Annotated in this window: 22 protein-coding genes; 8 read left to right on the top strand and 14 right to left on the bottom strand. The window is 67.7% G+C overall.

The genetic code is table 11. From position 1 onward, the window contains the following. Nucleotides 1-921 (bottom strand): LysR family transcriptional regulator (locus A9973_RS21805; protein WP_183015771.1); only part of this gene is annotated, 921 nt, incomplete at its 3' end. Nucleotides 922-982: 61 nt separating this feature from the next. On the opposite strand from A9973_RS21805, the gene A9973_RS21810 reads away from it, so the two are divergent. Both A9973_RS21810 and A9973_RS21815 read left to right on the top strand, forming a co-directional pair. Beyond that, on the top strand, nucleotides 983-2,098 hold the full coding sequence (locus A9973_RS21810; protein WP_183015772.1) for a 4-oxalomesaconate tautomerase: 1,116 nt from the start codon (nucleotides 983-985) through the stop codon (nucleotides 2,096-2,098). Between the two features lie 59 nt (nucleotides 2,099-2,157). After that, a complete protein-coding gene (locus tag A9973_RS21815; protein ID WP_183015773.1) occupies nucleotides 2,158-3,129 on the top strand; it encodes a tripartite tricarboxylate transporter substrate binding protein in 972 nt (323 codons plus the stop codon). A 40-nt stretch (nucleotides 3,130-3,169) separates the two neighbouring features. Here the strand turns inward: A9973_RS21815 and A9973_RS21820 are convergent, their stop codons facing one another. The 6 genes from A9973_RS21820 to A9973_RS21845 form a co-directional block, all read right to left on the bottom strand. Next, nucleotides 3,170-4,549, bottom strand: coding sequence for a DUF1501 domain-containing protein (locus A9973_RS21820; protein WP_183015774.1), 1,380 nt, complete (start codon nucleotides 4,547-4,549; stop codon nucleotides 3,170-3,172). Continuing rightward, nucleotides 4,546-6,060 carry a DUF1800 family protein gene (locus A9973_RS21825; protein ID WP_183015775.1) on the bottom strand — a complete coding sequence of 505 codons (1,515 nt, stop codon included), beginning with the start codon at nucleotides 6,058-6,060 and terminating at the stop codon, nucleotides 4,546-4,548. The genes A9973_RS21820 and A9973_RS21825 overlap by 4 nt, the downstream gene beginning before the upstream one ends. A 101-nt stretch (nucleotides 6,061-6,161) precedes the next feature. Beyond that, a complete protein-coding gene (locus A9973_RS21830; RefSeq protein WP_183015776.1) occupies nucleotides 6,162-6,866 on the bottom strand; it encodes an SDR family oxidoreductase in 705 nt (234 codons plus the stop codon). Nucleotides 6,867-7,061: 195 nt separating this feature from the next. After that, nucleotides 7,062-7,514 (bottom strand): azurin, encoded by a 453-nt coding sequence (gene azu / locus A9973_RS21835; protein WP_220805614.1) that lies wholly within the window; start codon nucleotides 7,512-7,514, stop codon nucleotides 7,062-7,064. Between the two features lie 175 nt (nucleotides 7,515-7,689). Continuing rightward, nucleotides 7,690-9,006 (bottom strand): sorbosone dehydrogenase family protein, encoded by a 1,317-nt coding sequence (locus tag A9973_RS21840; protein ID WP_183015777.1) that lies wholly within the window; start codon nucleotides 9,004-9,006, stop codon nucleotides 7,690-7,692. Nucleotides 9,007-9,071: 65 nt separating this feature from the next. After that, nucleotides 9,072-9,383 carry a PepSY domain-containing protein gene (locus A9973_RS21845; protein ID WP_183015778.1) on the bottom strand — a complete coding sequence of 104 codons (312 nt, stop codon included), beginning with the start codon at nucleotides 9,381-9,383 and terminating at the stop codon, nucleotides 9,072-9,074. A gap of 171 nt (nucleotides 9,384-9,554) precedes the next feature. Here A9973_RS21845 and A9973_RS21850 point away from each other — a divergent pair, with 171 nt between their 5' ends. The 3 genes from A9973_RS21850 to A9973_RS21860 are packed head-to-tail and all read left to right on the top strand — an operon-like array spanning nucleotide 9,555 to nucleotide 11,961. Beyond that, the gene (locus tag A9973_RS21850) at nucleotides 9,555-9,917 is read left to right on the top strand and encodes a PepSY domain-containing protein (RefSeq protein WP_183015779.1); all 363 of its coding nucleotides are present in this window, start codon (nucleotides 9,555-9,557) and stop codon (nucleotides 9,915-9,917) included. Next, nucleotides 9,917-10,579 (top strand): response regulator transcription factor, encoded by a 663-nt coding sequence (locus A9973_RS21855; protein WP_183015780.1) that lies wholly within the window; start codon nucleotides 9,917-9,919, stop codon nucleotides 10,577-10,579. The genes A9973_RS21850 and A9973_RS21855 overlap by 1 nt, the downstream gene beginning before the upstream one ends. Continuing rightward, on the top strand, nucleotides 10,576-11,961 hold the full coding sequence (locus A9973_RS21860) for a sensor histidine kinase (RefSeq protein ID WP_183015781.1): 1,386 nt from the start codon (nucleotides 10,576-10,578) through the stop codon (nucleotides 11,959-11,961). The genes A9973_RS21855 and A9973_RS21860 overlap by 4 nt, the downstream gene beginning before the upstream one ends. Before the next feature lie 16 nt (nucleotides 11,962-11,977). On the opposite strand, the gene A9973_RS21865 is transcribed toward A9973_RS21860, so the two are convergent. The 4 genes from A9973_RS21865 to A9973_RS21880 form a co-directional block, all read right to left on the bottom strand. Further along, nucleotides 11,978-12,406 (bottom strand): universal stress protein, encoded by a 429-nt coding sequence (locus A9973_RS21865; RefSeq protein ID WP_183015782.1) that lies wholly within the window; start codon nucleotides 12,404-12,406, stop codon nucleotides 11,978-11,980. Between the two features lie 17 nt (nucleotides 12,407-12,423). Beyond that, on the bottom strand, nucleotides 12,424-12,849 hold the full coding sequence (locus A9973_RS21870; protein ID WP_183016007.1) for a universal stress protein: 426 nt from the start codon (nucleotides 12,847-12,849) through the stop codon (nucleotides 12,424-12,426). A 161-nt stretch (nucleotides 12,850-13,010) separates the two neighbouring features. Beyond that, nucleotides 13,011-13,814: a glutamate racemase gene (gene murI, locus A9973_RS21875; RefSeq protein WP_183015783.1), complete on the bottom strand. Its 804-nt coding sequence runs from the start codon at nucleotides 13,812-13,814 to the stop codon at nucleotides 13,011-13,013. A 74-nt stretch (nucleotides 13,815-13,888) separates the two neighbouring features. Continuing rightward, the gene (locus A9973_RS21880) at nucleotides 13,889-14,818 is read right to left on the bottom strand and encodes a LysR family transcriptional regulator (RefSeq protein WP_183015784.1); all 930 of its coding nucleotides are present in this window, start codon (nucleotides 14,816-14,818) and stop codon (nucleotides 13,889-13,891) included. 139 nt (nucleotides 14,819-14,957) lie between these two features. On the opposite strand from A9973_RS21880, the gene A9973_RS21885 reads away from it, so the two are divergent. Genes A9973_RS21885 through A9973_RS21895 form a run of 3 tightly spaced genes read left to right on the top strand, consistent with a single transcriptional unit; the run spans nucleotide 14,958 to nucleotide 16,779 of the window. Next, complete coding sequence (locus A9973_RS21885) at nucleotides 14,958-15,533, top strand: chromate transporter (RefSeq protein WP_183015785.1); 576 nt, start codon at nucleotides 14,958-14,960, stop codon at nucleotides 15,531-15,533. Next, nucleotides 15,530-16,054: a chromate transporter gene (locus tag A9973_RS21890; protein WP_183015786.1), complete on the top strand. Its 525-nt coding sequence runs from the start codon at nucleotides 15,530-15,532 to the stop codon at nucleotides 16,052-16,054. The genes A9973_RS21885 and A9973_RS21890 overlap by 4 nt, the downstream gene beginning before the upstream one ends. Nucleotides 16,055-16,086: 32 nt before the next feature. Then, nucleotides 16,087-16,779: a DUF1345 domain-containing protein gene (locus A9973_RS21895; protein WP_183015787.1), complete on the top strand. Its 693-nt coding sequence runs from the start codon at nucleotides 16,087-16,089 to the stop codon at nucleotides 16,777-16,779. A 71-nt stretch (nucleotides 16,780-16,850) separates the two neighbouring features. Here A9973_RS21895 and A9973_RS21900 read toward each other — a convergent pair whose 3' ends face one another. The 3 genes from A9973_RS21900 to A9973_RS21910 all read right to left on the bottom strand — a co-directional run bounded on the left by A9973_RS21900 (nucleotide 16,851) and on the right by A9973_RS21910 (nucleotide 20,123). After that, complete coding sequence (locus A9973_RS21900) at nucleotides 16,851-17,972, bottom strand: class I SAM-dependent methyltransferase (RefSeq protein WP_183015788.1); 1,122 nt, start codon at nucleotides 17,970-17,972, stop codon at nucleotides 16,851-16,853. Between the two features lie 154 nt (nucleotides 17,973-18,126). Continuing rightward, nucleotides 18,127-19,794 (bottom strand): OFA family MFS transporter, encoded by a 1,668-nt coding sequence (locus A9973_RS21905; protein WP_183015789.1) that lies wholly within the window; start codon nucleotides 19,792-19,794, stop codon nucleotides 18,127-18,129. Nucleotides 19,795-19,865: 71 nt separating this feature from the next. Further along, nucleotides 19,866-20,123 (bottom strand): formate dehydrogenase subunit delta, encoded by a 258-nt coding sequence (locus tag A9973_RS21910; protein WP_006222680.1) that lies wholly within the window; start codon nucleotides 20,121-20,123, stop codon nucleotides 19,866-19,868. Nucleotides 20,124-20,130 lie beyond the last annotated feature (7 nt).

A 20,130-nucleotide genomic window follows, 5' to 3' on the forward strand; every position in this document is an offset into this window, starting at 1 on the left:
AGGGGTGGGGGGTTTGCGTTTTGCCATTTTGCCGGCCTGATGGATCAGGTTATAGAGCTGTTGGGCGGCGGGCGCCAGGGGGCGGCCGCGCCGGGCGATCAGGCCCAGGGTGCGCGTCACGCGCGGGTGCTCCAATTTGACGCTCGTCAACGTAGCGTGGCCGGCAAGCGGCATGGCCAGCTGCGGCACGGCGGCAACCCCCAGGCCGGCTTCCACCAGGCCCAGCAGCGTCATGACGTGGCTGACCTCGAAAGCGCTGACCGTGCGCTTGCCGCTCTTGGCGAGCGCATCGTCGATCAGCAGGCGGTTGCCGCTTTCCTTGGCCACCGTCATGAAGCGTTCCTGCGACAGGGCTTCCCAGGACACGCTGCGGCGGCTGGCCAGCGGATGGTCGCGGCGCACCGCCAGGACGAAGTCTTCGCGCAGCACCGCCTTGAAATCCACATCGGGCTCCTGGGTGCCGAAGAAACTGATGCCGAAGTCGGCGCGGCCGGTCACCACGCTGTTCAGCACGGTATTGGCGGTTTCGTCGATGATGCGCACGCGGATGCGCGGGAAGCGTTCGGCGTAGTCGCGGATGACCGAGGGCAGGAAGTAATAGGCGACGGATGGCACGCAGGCCACGGTGACCAGGCCGCCTCGCTGCGCAGCCAGGTCGCCGATGCTGAGCACGGCGCTTTCCAGCTCGTCGATGGCGGTGCGGGCGCGTTCCAGGAACACGCGGCCGACCTGCGTCAGGGCCACGCGCCGGGTCGTGCGTTCCAGCAGGCGGGCGCCCAGGATGCTTTCCAGCTTGTCGATGCGGCGGCTGAGCGCCGGCTGCGACAGGTGCAGGTCGTCGGCAGCGGCGCGAAAGCTGGCGCGTTCCGCCACGGCGACGAACGCCTGCAATTCCTGCAAATCGAAATTGATGCGTGCCATGCATTAATCCATCCGTAAGTTGCAATTCAAATAGTAGCCGTACCGACGCAGAATGGCTTCCATGGAAACCGTAATCCCTTGCGTACTGATGCGCGGCGGCACGTCGCGCGGCCCTTTCTTCCTGGGCGGCTGGCTGCCGGCCGACCCGGCCGAACGAGACCGGCTGCTGCTGCTCGCCATGGGCTCGCCCCACGCCTTGCAGGTCGATGGCCTGGGCGGCGGCAACACGCTGACCAGCAAAGTGGCCATCGTGTCGCGCTCGACCCGCCCCGGCTGCGATATCGACTATCTGTTCGCGCAGGTGTCGGTGGACCGCGCCACGGTCGACACCCGGCCCAATTGCGGCAACATGCTGTCGGGCGCGGCGCCGTTCGCCATCGACGAAGGCCTGATCGCGGCGCGCGACGGCGTGACCCCGGTGCGGGTCCACAACGTCAACACCGGCGCGGTGATCGAAGCCGTGGTGCAGACGCCGGGCGGCCGCTTGACCTACGAAGGCGATGCCCGCATCGACGGCGTGCCGGGCACGGCGGCGCCCGTGCGGTTGAATTTCCTGGACGCCTGGGGCGCCGTCACCGGCCAGCTGTTCCCGACCGGGCTGCGGCAGGAACAGGTGGACGGGGTGGCGGTGACGCTGATCGACGCCGCCATGCCGATGGTGCTGATGCGCGCCAGCGATTTCGGCCTGCGCGGCGACGAAACGCCCGCGCAGCTGGACGGCAACGCTGTCTTGCTGGAACGCATGGAGCGCATCCGCCTCCAGGCGGGCCTGCGCATGGGCCTGGGCGACGTGTCCGGCAGCGTCATTCCCAAGCCCGTGCTGGTGGCGTCCGCCGACACGCCGGGCGGGCTGGCGCTGCGCTCGCGCTATTTCACGCCGCGCGCCTGCCATCGGGCCCATGCGGCGACCGGCGCCGTGGGCGTGGCCAGCGCCTTCCTGATGGCGGGCACCGTGGCGCACAACTGCGGCGGCCCGCCCGTGCTGCCCGGCTTCCGCACGGTGCGCATCGAACATCCCTCCGGCGCCATGGACATCGATGTCGAACTGGACCCTGACGGCGGCGTGGTGCGCGCCGCGGGTCTGGTGCGAACCGCGCGCAAGATCATGAAAGGGCTGCTGTACGTTCCCGGCCACTACGTCCTGGCGGGCGCCGAGGCGGTGCGCGCCGTTGCTTAGCGAAGCGGCCCGTCAAGAGGCCGCCATCCATGAAGATTCCTCGAATCAGGAGACAAACCATGAAACCCTACCCGATCAAGACGGTCTGCGCCGCAGCCCTGTTGCTGGCGCTGGGCGCCGGCGCGGCGCACGCCGCTTATCCCGAACGCGCGATCACGCTGATCGTGCCCACCGCCGCGGGCGGCGGCAACGATGTGCTGGCCCGCGTGGTCGGGCAGAAGGTCGGCGAACTGCTGGGCCAGACCGTCATTGTCGTGAACAAGCCCGGCGCGCAGGGGGCGATCGCGTCCGACTACGTCGCGCGCCAGCCCGCCGACGGCTACACGCTGATGCTGGGCTACATCGGCACGCACGGCATCAATCCGGCCATGCAGAAGCTGAACTACGACCCCGTCAAGGACTTCACGCCCATCGGCATGGTGGCCGATTCGCCCACCATCATGGTCGTGTCCACCCGCATTCCCGTGCATGACGTGGCGGGCCTGGTGAAGTACGGCCATGACAACCCGGATGCCTTGAGCTTCGCGTCGGCGGGGCCGGGCACCGCGCCGGCGATTGCGGGCGAACTGTTCAACCAGGCCACCGGCACGCAAATGCTGGATGTGCCCTACAAAGGGTCGGCGCCGGCTTTGACGGACACGCTGTCGGGCATCACGCAGGTGATGTTCCCCAGCCTGTTCAGCGTTTACCCGCACCTGAAGTCCGGCATGATCCAGGCGCTGGCGGTGGCGGGGCCCTCGCGCACGGCGGCCTTGCCGGACCTGCCTACGCTGGCCGAAGCTGGCGTGCCGGGCGTGGACGTTCCGCAGTGGTACGCCATCTTCGCACCGGCCAAGGCCGACCCGGCCGTCGTGGCCCGCCTGAACACGGCGTTGAACCAGGCTTTGGCGGATCCCGCGGTCGTGAAGAAGATCGGCGAGCAGGGCGCTGAAGTCCGGCGCAGCACGCCGGCCGAATTGGGCGCCTTCGTCCAAAGCGAAGCCGTCCGTTGGAAGCAACTGGCGGCCAAGCGGCAGTTGGCGGCGCGGTAGGCGGTTTGCCACAACCTTGCCACAACCCCGCCTCAGCGGTTCAGACCGTCGGCAGGATCCCCAAGGCGTCCGCATCAAAACGCTTCAGATTGGGAAACACCAGCTCCAGCTCGTCGCGGCCGGCGCCGAACCAGGCGCCCAGCGACGCGCCCAGCTGGTCCACCGCCAGCGTCGGCAGCAGGCGGCCGTTGTCGACGAAGCCCGGGCCATCCAAGGCGATCTCGGGATGGGTGCCGTAATAGCGGCCGCCATTGACTGCGCCGCCCAGCACCAGATGATGCGAACCCCAGCCGTGGTCCGAGCCGTTGCCGTTGGAACCCAGCGTGCGGCCGAACTCGGACGCGGTGAACGTCGTGACCTGATCCGCCACGCCCAGTGCCGACAGCGCCTGCTGGAACACGGCCAACGATTGCCCCAGTTCCCGCAGCAAGGCAGGATGGGTGTCGTTCAGGCCGGTGTGGTTGTCGTAGCCGTTCTGCGATACGAAGAACACCTGGCGCCGCGCGCCCAGGGCTTGGCGCGCGCCGATGATGCGCGCCACGATCTTCAGTTGCTGCGCCAGCGGTGAATTGAAATCCCCCGGCACCGCCACATCGGCCAGCGCGGCGCGTAATTGGGTATCGGCATTGATGGACTGCCCGGCGATGCGCGAGAGCTCGCGTTCCATCAGGTGTTCGCGCGGTTGCGTGATCAGCTCGCGCAGCAGGGCGGTGCAGGCACTGGAACCGTACATGTCGCGGTATAGCAGCTCGATCGGCGTCGATCCGTTGATGCCCACCCGATAGCCCGCGACCTTGCGGCCGGCCAGCAGCACCGTGCTGCCGCCCGCCGTGATGCCGGTGAACGTGCGTTGCGCATTGGCGCCGGCGAACAGGTCGGTCAAGCGGCCGCCCCAACCGGATGCGGCGCCTTCCGGCGCCAGCGCCTGCCAATACGATTGCTGGTCGTTGTGGGAAAACAGCTTGGGCGGCAACGGCACGCGGGCGCCGATGTAGTCCGCCTTGGTCGTCGGCGCCATCAGCGGGCCCACGTTCAGCACCACCGCCATCCGGCCGTCTTCGTACAACGGCGCCAGCGGCGCCAGCGCGGGCGCCAGGGCGAACTGGGCGCCGCCCGCGGCGGGCGTCTTGCCGCGCAAGGCCGTGGCGCGCAAGGCGTCGCGGGGCAGGGCGATATCGCCACGGGCGGCGGCATAGGCGCGATAGGCGGCGGCGTCGAAGGGCACCACCGTGTTGTAGGGGTCATTGCCGCCATACAGGAACACGCAGACCAGCGCCTTGTACGACGGCGGCGCCGATTGCGCGGCGGCCGCGCCCAGCGCCGCCAGGTTCAAGGCCAGCGGCGCGGCGGCGCCCGTGGCGCCCAATGCGCAGGCGCGCAACAGAAAGGCGCGGCGGCGGGTATCGTGGGATCGCGTCACTTCTGCACCAGATATTCAGGGGTGGCGGCGACCAGCAGGATGGCGGCCCGCACCCGGTCGCGCGGGCGGCTGGCGGGCAGGGTGGCCACGGCCTCTGCGATGGCGCCGGCCGTTTGCGCGCTGAACGCGTCGCCTGCCAGCAGCAGCGCCACGCGTCCGACCAGCGCCTGCGGATCATGCGCCAGCGCGATCTCCGGCGCGTACGAGGTCTGCAGGTCTTCCCAGCCCCGGTCGGCATAAATGGCCAGGAAGTTCAGGTAGCCGGCGATGCTGGTCTCGTCCGTGATCTGCAGCTCTGGCGCCACCAGATGCCGCCGGGCCAGCTCCGTCACGGGCGGCGTATACCGGGGGCGGAAGAAGTTGAAGACCGTGGCGGACCGCATGGGGCTCTGCGCCAGCCGTATCGTGTTGTCAGTCGTGTCGGGCATGGCCCACGCGCCATTGGTGGAGGTGGCGCCGAAGGCCCTCGCCCATCCGGAAAAGCGCAGGATGGGTTCGCGCACCTTGCCCCAGCCCGGATCCGCCAGGTCGGGGTTGCGCGCCTCGGGGTCCAGCAGGATGGCGCGCACCACCGCCTTCAAGTTTCCGCGCGCGCCGCCGCCGTCGTCCTCGAACGCCGCAGACACGCGGCCGACATAGGCGGGGCTGGGGTTGCTGGTCACCAGCCGCTGGATCAGCTGCATGCCGATGAATGGGCCGACGTTCGGATGCGCGCAAATGACGTCCATGGCGCGCTTCAATGACAAGTTTCCGTCGGTGCCTGGCGGGATCACGGCGCCCAGGAAACGCTTCTCGGCCATCGAATGCAGTGCGTTGTTCAGCGCCATTGGCCGCCGGTGGAATTCCACATCGGTTTCCGGCCCGTTGATGTCCCACCCTGTGAACACCTTGGCCAGCCCTTGCACGTCGGCGTTGGTGTACGTTTCGACCGGCGCGCCGTTCACGTGCCTGACCGTGCCGTCCGGTTCAAGCGCCAGCAGGCCGATGCTGAACAGCTGCATGACTTCGCGCGCGTAGTTTTCGTCGGGGTGGCGTCCGCTCTTGGGGTCTTCCTTGCGGTTGCCGCGATAGGTCAGCATGCAACCCATCGACAGGTTGCGTGTGACGGCGGTCAGCAGCGCCTGATAGTCGCCTAGCGCGTGCTCGGCCAGCAGGTCCATGAAGCCGGCGGCGCCGAACAGCGGCCAGGACGCCGTGATGGATTGCACCCCCACGACGAAGATTTCGGACAGCGCGAACGCCACGCGCGTGCGCACCTGGTCGTCCGCGCTGATGAACTTGCGCCACAGCGTCGATTCCAGGGGCGCGTTGATGCCGTTGCCTTTGAAGGCCTCGGTGTTCTTTCTCTGATGCAGCAGCCAGTCGAAATGGGTCTGCGAAGGCGGCATCGCCAACTGCGCGTCCAGCCACGCCGCGTACCCATCGCGCACCACGGCGTCGATCTGGGACGGCGTGGGCCCGAAGGTGGCTTGCGCCAGAAAGCGCGACGCCTGGCCGGGGGTGACGGTCATCGCAAGCCTCTCGTCGAATGCGAAAACCTACGGTACTAAAAGCGCGGGGCGGCCTTCAATACCGTCATTCGGACGAGAGGCTTAGTCCAAAAGCATGAGAATCAGACCGAGCGCGTGATGCCGCCGTCGATGCGGATGTTCTGCCCGGTGATGTAGGACGACGCGTCGGACGCCAGGAACGCGATCAGGTCGGCTACTTCGTCGGCGGTGCCGTAGCGGCCCATCGGGATGCGCACCCGGCGGTCGTCCTTTTCCGGCAGGCTGTCGATGAAGCCCGGCAGAACGTTGTTCATCCGCACGTTGTGCTCGGCGTATTCGTCCGAAAACACCTTGGTGAAGGCGGCCAGGCCGGCACGGAATACGCCGGACGTCGGGAACAGCGCTTCGGGCTCGAAGGTGGCGTAGGTGGAGATATTGACGATGGCGCCCGACTTCTGCGCTTTCATCACCGGCGCGACCAGGCGCGTGATGCGCACCACGTTCAGCAGATAGAACTCCATGCCCAGATGCCAGTCGTCGTCGCTGATTTCCAGCAGCGGGCCTTTCGGGCCGTGGCCGGCGCTGTTGACCACGGCATCCACGCGGCCCCATTTCTGCAGGGTGGTTTCCACCAGGCGGGCGAGATCCTCCGGCGAACGGTTCGAACCGGTGACACCCAGTCCGCCCAACTCCTGCGCCAGCGCTTCGCCCTTGCCCGACGAAGACAAGATGGCCACGCGGTACCCGTCGGCCGACAGCTTGCGCGCCGCCGCGGCGCCCATGCCGCTGCCGCCCGCCGTCACGATCGCTACTTTTTCCGTGCTCATGCCTGCTCCTTTGCGTTGTCGAGGAGGGGGCATTGTAGGGGGGCGGATCGCGGCGCGGGCGGGTTCCCGCGTTGGCGGCAGGGGCGCCGCGAAGCCGTTTGCGCCTGCCATGGAAACGGGCTCCGGGACCCTGGCGGACCAGGGGCGCGGAGCCCGTGCAGGCAAAGCGGCGGGGCGGCATGCCGCCCCGAGCGGTCAGTCGACCAGCTTCAGCGTGCCCTTCATCAGCGCGAAGTGGCCGGGGAACGAGCAGAAGAAGGTGTAGTCCGTGCCGGCGGCAAGCTTGCTGACGTCGAACGTGACGGAATCCGTCTGTCCGCCGCCGATGACCTTGGTGTGGGCGATGACGCGGGCGTCGTCTTTCTTGACGTAGTCGTTGTCCAGGCCGGCGGCCATGCCGTCGTTCACGGCGCCTTGCATGTCGGCGGTGGTGGTCAGGACCCAGTTGTGGCCCATGACGTTCTTCGCCAGGGTGCCGGGGTGCTTCAGGTTCACGGTGAACTGCTTGCAGCTCTTGCTGACCGTGATTTCCTTCTTGTCGAACTGCATCTGGTCGTTGCCAGCGATATCGATCGAGCAATCGGCAGCCAGGACCGGGGCCGATGCGACAGCGAGGACCGCCGCGACGCAGAGTTTCTTGAACACCATATTCATGCCTCCAATATTTCGAGGGGAGCGGAATTTCCGGGCCAGCGCTGCGCGCTGGGGACCGGCGATACGACATTCTCGCCTCACTGTACGCCAGAATGCGCAACGCGACCTGCAAGGCGTTTGACCGAACGCAAGCGCCGGCTATTACGTCGCGCCGGCCGGCCCGGGAACGTCACGGTTTGGGGCTGACGCGCCAGATCACGTTGCCGACGTCGTCGGCCACCAGCAGATCGCCTTGGCGGTCGACGGCGACCCCCACGGGGCGGCCCTGCGCCTGTCCGCTGTCGTTCAGGAAGCCCGTCAACACGTCGCGGGACTCGCCGTCGGGCGCGCTGCCCTTGAACGGCACGAAGATGACCTTGTAGCCGCTGCGCGGGTCGCGGTTCCACGAGCCGTGCTGGCCTACGAACATGCCGTCCGCATAGGGGGCGGGCAACCGGGCGCCGCCCGACCAGGCCAGCCCCAGCGACGCCGTGTGCGGGCCGAGCGCATAGTCGGGCACGATGGCGCGCGCCACCAGGTCGGGGCGGGGCGGCGTGACGCGGGTGTCGACGTGCTGGCCGAAGTAGCTATAGGGCCAGCCATAGAAGCCCCCGTCGCGCACCGACGTCATGTAGTCGGGCACCAGGTCGCTGCCCAACTCGTCGCGTTCGTTCACGGCGGTCCACAGGGTCTTGCCGTCGGGCGCCCAGGCCATGCCGACCGGATTGCGCAGGCCGGTGGCGTAGAGCCGCTTGGCGCCGCTGGCCACATCGATTTCCCAGATGGCGGCGCGGCCTTCTTCGATCTCGATGCCTTTTTCCGCGACATTGCTGTTGGACCCCACGGTGACGTACAGCTTGCTGCCGTCGGGGCTGGCGATCAGGTTCTTGGTCCAGTGCTGGTTGATGCCGGCGGGCAGGTCCGTGACCTTCACGCCCGGGGCCGAGATCTGCGTTTGCCCGGCTTCGTACGGAAAGCGCAGGACGGCGTCGGCGTTGGCGACGTACAGCTGATTGCCGATGAGCGCCATGCCGAAGGGCGAGTTCAGACCTTGCAGCAAGACGCTGCGCGTCTCCGCGACGCCGTCGTGGTCCGCGTCCCGCAGCAACGTGATGCGATTGGCGCTGGGAGTCCGGGCTCCGGCGCCCTTCATGATGATGCCGGCTGCCCACGCCTTCAGCCCCCCGGGCGCGTCTGCGGGCTTGGGCGGCGCGTTGGTCTCGGCCACCAGCACGTCGCCGTTGGGCAGCACGTACAGCCAGCGGGGATGGTCCAGGCCGCCGGCAAACGCGTTGACGGCCAGGCCGGCCGCCGCCACGGGCTGCGCTCCCCCGACCCAGCCGACGGCCTTCGCCGTGTTGACGGTGGGAATCACGGTGGTATTGGGAGGAGGCAATGTCGGCGCGGGGCCCATGCCCGCTTCGACGGGCAGGGTAGCGACTTCGCCGCAGGCGGTTAGCCCGGCCAGAATCAGACTGGCCGCAGCCAGGATACGCAGAACGGGCATGATGCGACTCCAAGGCTATCCATGCGTGACATCATACTCATACGGCTTGGCCGCAGCGAGCCGCTTCAGTCGTCGAAACGGCTGCGCGTGACGGCGCCCGATTGCGGGTCCACGTACAGCTTCACGCGCTGGCCTTGCGGGTCGTACGCCTTGACTTCGTAGCCGTGCTTTCTGGAGCGTTCGATCTCGGAGATGTTGCGGTAGCCGGCGGCTTCCATCTTGTCGTAGACCTGGCGGATCGTCAGCATCGGCGCGGCGGGGGCGGTTGCGGCCGGGGTTGCGGCCGGAACGGCGGCCTGTGCGTGTGCCGCGGTGCCCGCGACCAGGGCGGAAGCGCCGATTGCCAGGGCGGCCAGGGTGTGCTGAATACGCGTCATGATGAGTAGCTCCTAGGATGATGTGGGGGAAAAGCAGGCCGTTATCGCGACCTTGGGTCCATTATTCGGGTTGGCGCATGAACCGTTTCTGAAGCCGCCGTTCATGCCTGGTTCATGCTCCGCGCGGTATAAAAGATGATCCATCCCCCAATTTTTTCAAGAGGTCCGGCATTGCGGCAGCCCCTTTCGACCCGGCGCAAACGCCGCGGCATCCTGTTGTCTGGATGTGCGCTGGCGCTGTTGCTGATCACGGGGCCGGTCTGCGGACTGGCCGGCGACAGCGACCACGAGCGCGCCCGCCAGGCCCTGGAAGCCGGCAAGGTATTGCCGTTGGGCGCGGTGCTGGATATTGTCGAACGCGATTTTCCAGGGCAGGTCGTCAAAGTCGAGTTCGAAGAGGACGACGACGAATTCATCTACGAGATCCGGGTGCTGCAAAGCGGTGGCGGCATCCTCAAGCTGAAGATCGACGCGCGCGACGGCGCGCTGCTGGCCGTCAAGGGCCGCGACATCAAATTCAAGGGCAAGGACTGATGCGCATACTGGTGGTGGAAGACGAACCCACGCTGGCCGCACAACTGGCCGATGCGCTGCGCGGCGCGGGCTATACCGTGGACGTGTCGGGCGACGGCGAATCGGCGCGTTTCCTGGGCGACGTGGAAGCATTCGACGCGGTGGTGCTGGATCTGGGGCTGCCCGTCATGGACGGGCTGACCGTGCTGAAACTATGGCGCGCCGCTCAACGCAACATGCCGGTGCTGATCTTGACTGCGCGCGACAACTGGCATGAGAAAGTGGCTGGCATCGACGCCGGCGCGGACGACTACCTGACCAAGCCCTTCCACATGGAAGAATTGCTGGCGCGGGTGCGCGCGCTGTTGCGCCGCAGTACGGCGCATGCCAGCGCGCAGTGGCGTTGCGGCCCGCTGATGCTGGACACGCGCCAGGCCAAGGTCACGATCGACGGCCAGGCGCTGACGCTCACCAGCCACGAATTCAAGGTGCTGTCGGTATTGATGCAGCGCGCGGGCGACGTCGTGTCGCGCACGGAGCTGGTCGAACACATCTACGCGCAGGATTTCGACCGCGATTCCAACACCATCGACGTATTCATCGGCCGCCTGCGCAAGAAGCTGCCACCCGACACCATCGAAACCGTGCGCGGGCTGGGCTACCGACTGGCGGCGCAGGGATGATGCGGGCGCGCGCGGGCATGCCAGGTTCCTTGCGGCTGCGCCTGCTGGCCGGCACGCTGGCCTGGATCCTCGTGTCCGTGGCCTTGGCCGGCTGGGGGCTGGCCAGCCTGTTCCGCCAGCACATCACCCAGCAACTGCAAGCCGAACTGACGTTGCACCTGAACCAGCTGACGGCGGCGGTCAACGCCGGCGCGGATGGCCGGCCGGTGGTGGACCCGCCGCCGAACGATCCCCGCCTGGAGCAGCCGCTGTCGGGCCTGTACTGGCAAGTCGACCGGCTGGCCGACGGCGGCAAACCGGCGCTTGTCGGCGCGGCGCGCTCGCGGTCGTTGTGGGACCAGACGCTGGAAATGCCGGACACGCCGCGCGCCGGGGCCGGCGATCAGACCTACGACATCGCGGGGCCCGGCGGACGCCGACTGGAGGCGGTGGCGCGCATCCTGAAACCGGCGGAAGAAGACGCCGCGCCGTTGCGCCTGGTGGTGGCGGCCGACCGCAGCGTCCTGGCCGAACCCATCAGCCGTTTCAACGGCATGCTGGCCATTGCGCTGGGCGCGCTTGCGGCCGGGCTGACGGCGGCAGCAGTGGTCCAGGTGGTGGTGGGCTTGCGGCCGCTGGCCCGGTTGCGGCGCCAATTGGCCCGGCAGAACGCTGGCGGCAGCCGCATCGAAGGCCGCTTCCCCAGCGAGATCCAGCCGCTGGTCGACGACTTCAACAAGGTGCTGGCGATGAACGCCGAGATCGTGCAGCGCGCGCGCACGCAGGCCGGCAATCTGGCGCATGCGGTCAAGACGCCGCTGGCGATCCTGGCCAACGCGGCCTCACGCGACGGCAGCGTGCCGGCGTCGCTGGTCGACGAGCAGGTGGGGATGGCGAACCGGCAGATCGACCATCATCTGGCACGCGCGCGGGCGGCGGCCTCGTCAGGCGCCGCCGCCGATGGCCGTGCCCCGTTGCTGGAGGCGGCGCAGGGGCTGGTGCGCGTCATGCAGCGCTTGTACGCGCAACGCGGCCTGGGCATCGAGATAGCGGAGGTTTCCCCGGACCTGTTGTTCCGGGGTGAGCAGCAGGATCTTCAGGAAATGCTGGGCAATCTGCTGGACAACGCCTGCAAATGGGCGGCGAGCCGGGTGCGGATCACCGCGGAACCGGCAGACGCGGGACGCTTGCTGCTGCACATCGACGACGATGGCCCGGGCATCGAAGACCACGAGCGCGAGCGCATCTTCCTGCGTGGGGTGCGCATGGACGAGCAATTGCCCGGGTCGGGCCTGGGCCTGGATATCGTGCGCGATCTGGCGGGCACGTACGGCGGCGAGGTCCACGCGGGCCGCTCGCCGCTGGGCGGGCTGCGGGTGTCCTTGTGGCTACCCGCCGCCTGAGGGCCGCACATGCTCTTTACTTCACCAGCGTGACCGGCACTTCCGCCAATTGCAGCACCTGATTGGCGACCGAGCCGATCAGGATGTTGGCCAGCGAGCCGTTGCCGCGGGTGCCCATCACGACGCGGGCGCAGCCGTGGTCGCGGGCATAGCCGGCGATTTCTGTCGCGGCGTGGCCGAATTCGATATGGCTGGTGTAGTCGACGCCGGCCACGTCCAGCAGTTTGCGCGCTTCGTCGGTGGCCTCTTGGCCTTCGCGGGCGTAGAACTCGTCGATCATGTCTTGCGTGATCAGCCGCGAAAGGCCGGCGCGCCCCTGCGTGGGCGTCTGCACGTTGATCAGGTGGATGCGCGCGGCAGCGGCGCCTGCGGCCAGTTGGCGAGCGTACAGCACGGCGCGGTTGGCATTGTCGGAGCCGTCGACGGGGACCAGAATGTTCAGCATGATTGCTCCTTGATGCATTACTTGACCAGCGTGACGGGCAATTCCGTCAGATGCAGGACCCGGGTGGCGACGGATCCCATGAACAGCGACGAGACCGAACCCAGGCCGCGCGAGCCCATGTAGATCTCGTCGGCGCCCGTTTCGTCGGCGATGCGGGCGATGGTGTCGGCGGCGGCGCCGATTTCGACGCGGGCCTCGAAGGGCACGCCGGCCTGCGACAGCAGGCTGCTGGCTTCCTGCAGCGCGGCGCGGCCCTCGTCCTGGTAATAGGCGTCGATCTCGGCTTGCGACAGGCCGCGGCCGATCTTGCCGGATTTCAGGGGGATCTGGACGCTGAGCAGGTCGACGCGTTCGACCGGGTCGTAGGCGCGGGCCGCCAGCAAGGCCTGGACAGCATGGATGGCGGGTTGCGAGCCGTCTACCGGGATCAGGATGCGTTTCATCATCGTCTCCTTATTTTGTGTGTGCGAGCCGCGGGAAGCGGAGCGTTCTACTGTATTCGAATTATTCGCCTGTTTCGCCGTCCGGGCGATGCGCGGGATCAATCTGTTGGCGTAGTCGACGTCGGCCTCAACTTTGGTCGGGGCCAGGGCCGGCCCGCCGCTCAGCGCCAGCGCTCAGGCGTGACGGCCGCCTCCAGCGGCAGGCCCAGCAGGCGGCTGGCCAGCGCCGCCAGCGCAGGTGCGCTGCCGGTGGTCTCCAGGCGCATTTCGCCCGCGTCCGTCGCGCGCAGCAGGCCGCGTTCCTGCAACTGGTGGCGCAGCCAGCGGGCTACGGGGGATCCGGTTTCCAGAAGCGGCACGCCGGGGCCCGCCGCCGCCTGGATCGCATCGCGCAGGAACGGAAAATGGGTGCAGCCCAGCACTAGCACATCGGCGCCGGCTGCGCGCAGTTCCGCCACCGGCGCGCGCACGGCGGCCTCGACGCGCGGGCCGGCAAGCTCGCCTTGTTCCACCAGTCCGACCCATTCCGGGCAAGGCCGCAACAGGATGCGCACTTCGGGCGCTTCGCGTCGGACCAGCGCGGCGAACTTCGGGCTGGCCAACGTGCCGGTGGTGGCGAACACGCCCACGACGCCGCTGTGCGTCAGGTGGGCGGCGGGCTTGATGGCGGGCTCGACGCCGATGATGATCAGGTGGGGGTGGCGGCGGCGCAGTTGCGCGATGGCGGCGGCGGTGGCGGTATTGCAGGCCACCACCACGGCTTTCGCCTGGCGCGAGACGAAGTAATCGGTCAGCGCATGGGCGCGCTCTTCGACAAAGGCCTGCGTCTTTTCGCCGTAGGGCACATGAGCGGAATCGGCCACATACAGCAGCGATTCGTGGGGCAGCGCGTCGCGGATCGCGCGCAGCACGCTCAGGCCGCCGACGCCGGAGTCGTACACGCCGATGGGGGATTCGGGAAACATGGTCGAAATGCGGGGTTGCGAAGGTCGGACGAGGATGGCGGGAAGTGTAGCGCCGGGCCAAGGCGCCGAGGCGGCTAGGAAGCGAGCGGGGGAGCCTGGGCGCGGTGGCGGCGCACTTCCTCGATCAGCTTGCGGGTGGCGCCGGACTGCGGCGCGTCGCGCCAGATCAGGTTCAGCGGGGCGCGCAGTTCGACCGGATCGTTGACGCTGACGTACACCACGCCTTCGATGTTCACGCGGCGCAGCGACGCGGGCACCAGCGACACGCCCAGGCCGGCCGCCACCAGGCTCAGCGTGGACAGCATGCGTGGCGCTTCCTGCGCGATGCGGGGGCTGAAGCCCGATGCGCTGCACGCCGTGATGATGGCGTCATACAGGCCGGGGCCGCTGTGGCGCCGGTACAGGATCAGGGATTCCTCGGCCAGCTCGGACAGCGCGATGTGCCGGCGCGTGCGGCCCTTGACCGCGGGATGGTCGGCGGGAAACGCCGCCAGCATGGTTTCTTCCAGCACGGTTTCCTCGACCACGCCCGGGCCGGGTCCGTACGAGCCCCGGATGAACGCCACGTCCACCCGGCCTTCATTGACGGCCTCACGCAGCTCGCCGGTGCTGCTTTCCTCAAGCACCAGCCGCACGTTCGGCGCGCTTTCGCGGAAGCGCCGGATGACCGACGGCACGAAGGGATGGAACGCTGCCGATCCGGTGAAACCGACCGTCAGCCGGCCGGCTTCGCCCTGGGACACGCGGCGCACGCCGTCCACAGCCTGGTCCACCAGCGCGATGATGTTGCGCGCGTCGTCGACCAGGGCGCGTCCGCTTTCGGTCAGCTCCATGCCGCGCGGCAGGCGGTGGAACAAGGTCACGCCCAGCTCGTGCTCCAGCACGCGGATCTGCTGGCTGAGCGGTGGTTGGCGGATGCCCAGCCGGGCCGCGGCCTTGGTCAGATGGGACTCCTCGGCCACGGCCAGGAAGTAGCGCAGAAGACGCAGATCGACTGATGCCATATGCAATGAATATGATTTATTAAGTGGTCATATATTAGACATTATCTGAGGCGAAGAGTAGGCTGCCATCTCGTTATTCCTCTTCCGGCACGGCGACGCGCCACCCCAGGTCCACCGGTCTTCGGCCGGCCAAAACAACATGAATGCAGCATCTTCCACCCTTGAGGCCGGCCTTCGGCCTCCCCCCACTTGCGGGCAGTTGTTCTACGGTTTCCTCATGCTTGGCCTGACGGCGTTCGGCGGCGCGCTGCCCCTGGCGCGCCGCATGGTGGTCGAGAAGCACCGTTGGCTGAGCGGGCCCGAATTCACCGATCTGCTGGGCCTGTGCCAGTTCCTGCCGGGCGGCAACATCATCAATCTGTCGGTCGCGCTGGGCATGAAGTTCCGAGGGCCTCGTGGCGCGTTCGCGGCGCTGATGGGCCTGATCCTGGCGCCGTCCGCCATCGTCATCCTGCTGGGCATGGTGTACGACCGCTTCCAGAGCGATCCGCACATCCAGCATCTGTTCGCCGGTCTGGCGGCCGCAGCGGCGGGGCTGCTGATTTCGATGGCGGTCAAGATCGGCGTGCCGGTGGTCAAGCGCCGCGACTGGCTGGCCGGCGTGGTGGCCACGGCCTGTTTCGTGGCGGTCGCCGTGCTGCGGATTCCGCTGCTGCCGACGATGGCGGTGCTGACGCCGCTGAGCATCCTGCTGGTCTGGAGGCAACGTCGATGATCCAGACCCTGATCTCGCTGGCCCTGATCTTCTCGCAACTGTCCGTGCTGGCGTTCGGCGGCGGCAACACCATCCTGCCCGAAATGCAGCGCCAGGTCGTGGACGTGCACGGCTGGATGACGGCGGCCGATTTTTCCGCGCTGTTTGCCTTGGGCCAAGCCGCGCCGGGCCCCAACCTGATGGTGGTCACGCTGGTCGGCTGGCACGTCGCGGGCGGGTGGGGCATGCTGGTCACGACCATCGCCAAGTTCGGCCCGTCGTCGCTCATCACCATCCTGGCGCTGGGCCTGTGGGAACGTTTCAAGGACCGCCCGTGGCGAGGCGTGATCCAGGCCGGCATCTTCCCGATGACGGTCGGCCTGGTCGCGGCCAGCGCCGCGCTGATCACCGAGGCCTCGGTGCACTCCTGGCTGCTGGGGGCGATCACGGCCGTGGTGGCGTTGCTGGGCAGCACCACGCGCATTCATCCGCTATGGCTGCTGTTCGGCGGCGCGCTGGTGGGTTTGCTGGCGATCGGTTAGCGTTAGGGCACTTGCCGCGCGTAGGAGCCCCGATGACCAAACCGATCCCGGACGATCCGCCAGCGGAAGACGCCGCCGCATCCGTCGACAGCCTGCCTTTCTTCCACGCCCACCGGCGGCTGCTGCTGTGCGGCCTGCTGTTCGTGGCCGTGGGTGGTGCCGTGTACGCGCTGGGCCGGTCGGCCAGCCTGGCGCTGCTGCTGGGCTTCGACGCCGCCGCGCTGGTGTTCCTTTTGCTGACGGCCAGGGTGTTCGGCCAGACCAGCCCGGCGTCCATGCGCGTGCATGCCAAACAGCAGGACGTGGGGCGCTTTGGCGTGCTCTGGAGCAGCGTGGCGCTATCCTGCATGGTGATGGTGGCGCTGTGGGTGGAGCTGCGCGGCGAAAGCAGTGTGGGCGGCGTGGTGGACATGCTGGCCGCCGCGGCGACCATCGTGCTGTCGTGGCTCTACATGAACATGATCTTTGCGTTGCATTACGCGCATGGCTATTACGGCCACCGGACCGGCACGCACAAGGGCCTGGATTTCCCCGGCACCCAGGAGCCCGACTACTGGGATTTCGCGTATTTCGCGCTGGTGCTGGGCATGACGTTCCAGGTGTCGGACGTGCAGATCGTCAACCGGCGGGTGCGCCGCATGGCGCTGATGCACAGCGTCATTGCTTTCTTTTTCAACGTTTTCATTATCGCCATCAGCGTGAACGTGGCGGCGGGCAAGGCATAAAAAAACACGGCGGGGGGAGTCATCCCCCCGCCGTGTTTTTCATGCCGGCAGCGCGTTGCGCCAGACAATGATCAGGCGGCGGCGCCCAATCTCCACAAGGACGTGACTTCCTTCGAGCGCGCCGCGTACAGCGGGTCGCTCGGGTCCTTGGCGCGCGCGTGCGTCGGGCGCGTGTCGATGCGTTCGATGACGCGCAGGCCCGCGGCCTGGATCATTTCCATCAGCTGTTCGCGGGTACGCAGGCCCAGGTGCTCGGCCAGGTCCGACAGGATCAGCCAGCCTTCGCCGTTGGGCGTCAGATGCTCGGTCAAGCCATTGAGGAAGCCGCGCAGCATGCGGCTGTCGGGATCGTACACGGCATGCTCGACGGGCGAGCTGGGGCGGGCGGGCAACCACGGCGGATTGCACACGATCAGCGACACCCGGCCTTCGGGGAACAGGTCGGCCTCGACGATGTCGACTTGCTTTGCCAGGCCCAGCCGTTCCAGGTTTTCACGGGCGCAAGCCAGCGCGCGCGGATCCTGGTCGGTGCCGATGACGCGCTTGCCGCCGCGGCGCGCGATTACCGCGGCCAGGACGCCGGTGCCGGTGCCGATGTCGAAGGCGACGCCGCCGCGCGGCATCGGGGTGTTGGCCACCAGTTCCACGTATTCGCCGCGCAGCGGCGAAAACACGCCGTAGTGCGGGTGGATGCGGTTGTTCAGGGCGGGAATCTCCACGCCCTTCTTGCGCCATTCGAAGGCGCCGATCAGGCCCAGCAATTCGCGCAGCGACGCCACATAGGGTTCGTCGGCCGGGCCGTGGACCTCTTCGCAGGCTTGGCGGGCGTCGGGGGCGCGCCGCAGCGAAATGCCGTGGCCGGCGTCGAACGGAATCAGCAGCATGCCCAGGATGCGGGCGCGCTGCGACTGGATCTGGCGGTGCTGGTTGAAGGCTTCCAGCAAACTCTCCACGGGCTTGCGGGGACGCTTGTCCACGCGCCGGGTCATCGCCTGCAGCAGCAGGCGGGCGTTCTGGAAGTCGCCGCGCCACAGCAAGCCCACGCCTTCGCAGGCCTGGCGGTAGGCCATGTCCGCGGTCAGGGTGTCGTCCACCACCACCACGCGCTTGGGCGGCGTTGCGCCGGTTTCAGAGCGCCAGCGGGCGGAATGGGGGACGTTGTTTTCTTCCCAGTGCAATTCAGGGGCGGTCAATGCGGCGCTCCGGTAAAGACGGGGGGACGGGGCAGGATCATGGGCAGGAGAGATAAAAAGAAAGGGCGCGGGCTGCCAATGTAGCAGTTTCGCGCCCTTGGACGTTGCGCGGCGCTTCGGGTCGCCCCAAGGCGCCGCGCTGCCAGACCGGCTTTCAGTGGAACAGGACGACCGCTTTCTGCAGCGTGATCCAGATGCCCCAGGCCATCGGGATGCCCACGCAGGCCCAGGCGAACATCACCAGGGAGGCCGGCGTGCGGAACGTGGAGGTGCCTACTCCGTGGGTTTCGGAGGCGGCGGCGCGTTCGTGCGCCAGCGCTTTCTCCTGAGCCAGTTCGGCGTCCGTCATGAAGTACTTGGGGTTCACCGGGCGGATGGCCAGGTTGCACAGGAACCCCACCACCAGCATGCCAGCCAGGATGTACATGGTGATGTCGTAGACCTGCGCGCGCGGCACGCCGATCGACAGCTGGTATTCGCGGATGTAGTTCACCAGCACCGGGCCGAAGATGCCCGCCGCCGACCACGCCGTCAGCAGGCGGCCGTGGATGGCGCCGACCATCTGCGTGCCGAACAAGTCGGCCAGGTAGGCCGGCACCGTGGCGAACCCGCCGCCGTACATGGACAGGATCACGCAGAAGGCCGCCACGAACAGGGCCAGGGCGCCGATGTGGGCGGTCCAGGGGATGGCGGAATACAGCACGAAGCCCAGCACCAGGAAAATCAGGTAGGTCGTCTTGCGGCCCAGCTTGTCGGACAGGCTGGCCCAGAAGAAGCGGCCGCCGATGTTGAACAGGCTGAGCAGGCCGGTGAAGCCCGCCGCGATGGCGGCGATGGCGGCCAACTGGTCCTTGTCCAACTGGCCGAAGCCCAGTTCCGGCTTGTTGATCAGGCCGCCGCCGAACACCTCTTGCAGCAAAGGCGACGCCATGCCCAGGATGCCGATGCCCGCCGTCACGTTCAGGCACAGCACCAGCCATACCAGCCAGAACTGCGGCACGCCCCAGACGCGCTTCACATGGACGTGGCCCTTGGTGATCATCGCGTTGTTGGCCTGCTTGGCGGGGGCCGTCCAGCCTTCGGGCTTCCAGCCCGTGGGCGGCACGCGGTAACCCAGCGCACCGGACATCATGAAGATGAAATACACCGCCGCCATGGTCAGGAAGGTCTGCCAGACGCCGGGCGAGGTCGGCGTGGCGAAGTGGCGCATCAGCAGGTCGGCCAGGGGGGCGCCGATCATGGCGCCGCCGCCGAAGCCCATGATGGCCATGCCCGTCGCCATGCCGCGGCGGTCCGGAAACCATTTGATGAGCGTGCTGACGGGCGAGATATAGCCCAGGCCCAGCCCGATGCCGCCGATGACGCCGGACCCCAGCCACAGCATCCACATCTGGTGCAGGTACACCCCGATGGCCGAAATGACCAGGCCGCCACACCAGCACAGGGCCGACACCACGCCCGCCTTGCGGGGGCCGGCGCGTTCCAGCCAGCCGCCCCATAGCGCGGCGGAACATCCCAGCAGCACGAAGAACAGGGTGTACATCCACCCCATGGTCGAAATCTTCCAGTCGCAACTGGTCGTGAACAGCTCGGCGGCCAGGCTCATGTCGGCCGGGCAGGCCAGCGGCTTGGCGCCGCCCACCATCTTGGACAAGGGCAGCCAGAAGACCGAGAAGCCGTAGGCCATGCCGATGCACAGGTGGATGGCCAAGGCGGCCGGCGGCACCAGCCAGCGCGAGAAACCCGGCCCGGCGATGGTACGTTCTTTATCAAAAAAACCCGGCCTTGAGCCGGGCAAGTCCAGTGCGGCGGTGCTTTCCATGTCGTCTCCTCAGGGGTGCGGCTTTATAGCTGCTTGCTTTGTTCTGACTGCGGTAAAGCGGGTCGGCCCGGCTACCCCACGCGGGGGGCGGGCGTCAGGCGCTGGCGGTTCTGCGTGACCGCGTCCAGCACCAGCGGATGCAACTGTTCTTCGCCGGCATCGCCGTCGGGGCGCTGTTCCAGAAAGCCCAGCAGCTCGTTGCGCATGCGGGGTTCCCAGAACTTGTGGATATGGTTGGCCACGCCTTCCAGCGCTTCGTGGCGGTCCGGCATGGCGTCGAAGAACTGGCCGATGCGGTTGGCCATGCGGATGAGGTTGCCGATTTCCATTGCGTGT

This window comes from Achromobacter sp. UMC46 (genome assembly GCF_014170335.1).
Taxonomy (GTDB): Bacteria; Pseudomonadota; Gammaproteobacteria; order Burkholderiales; family Burkholderiaceae_B; genus Achromobacter.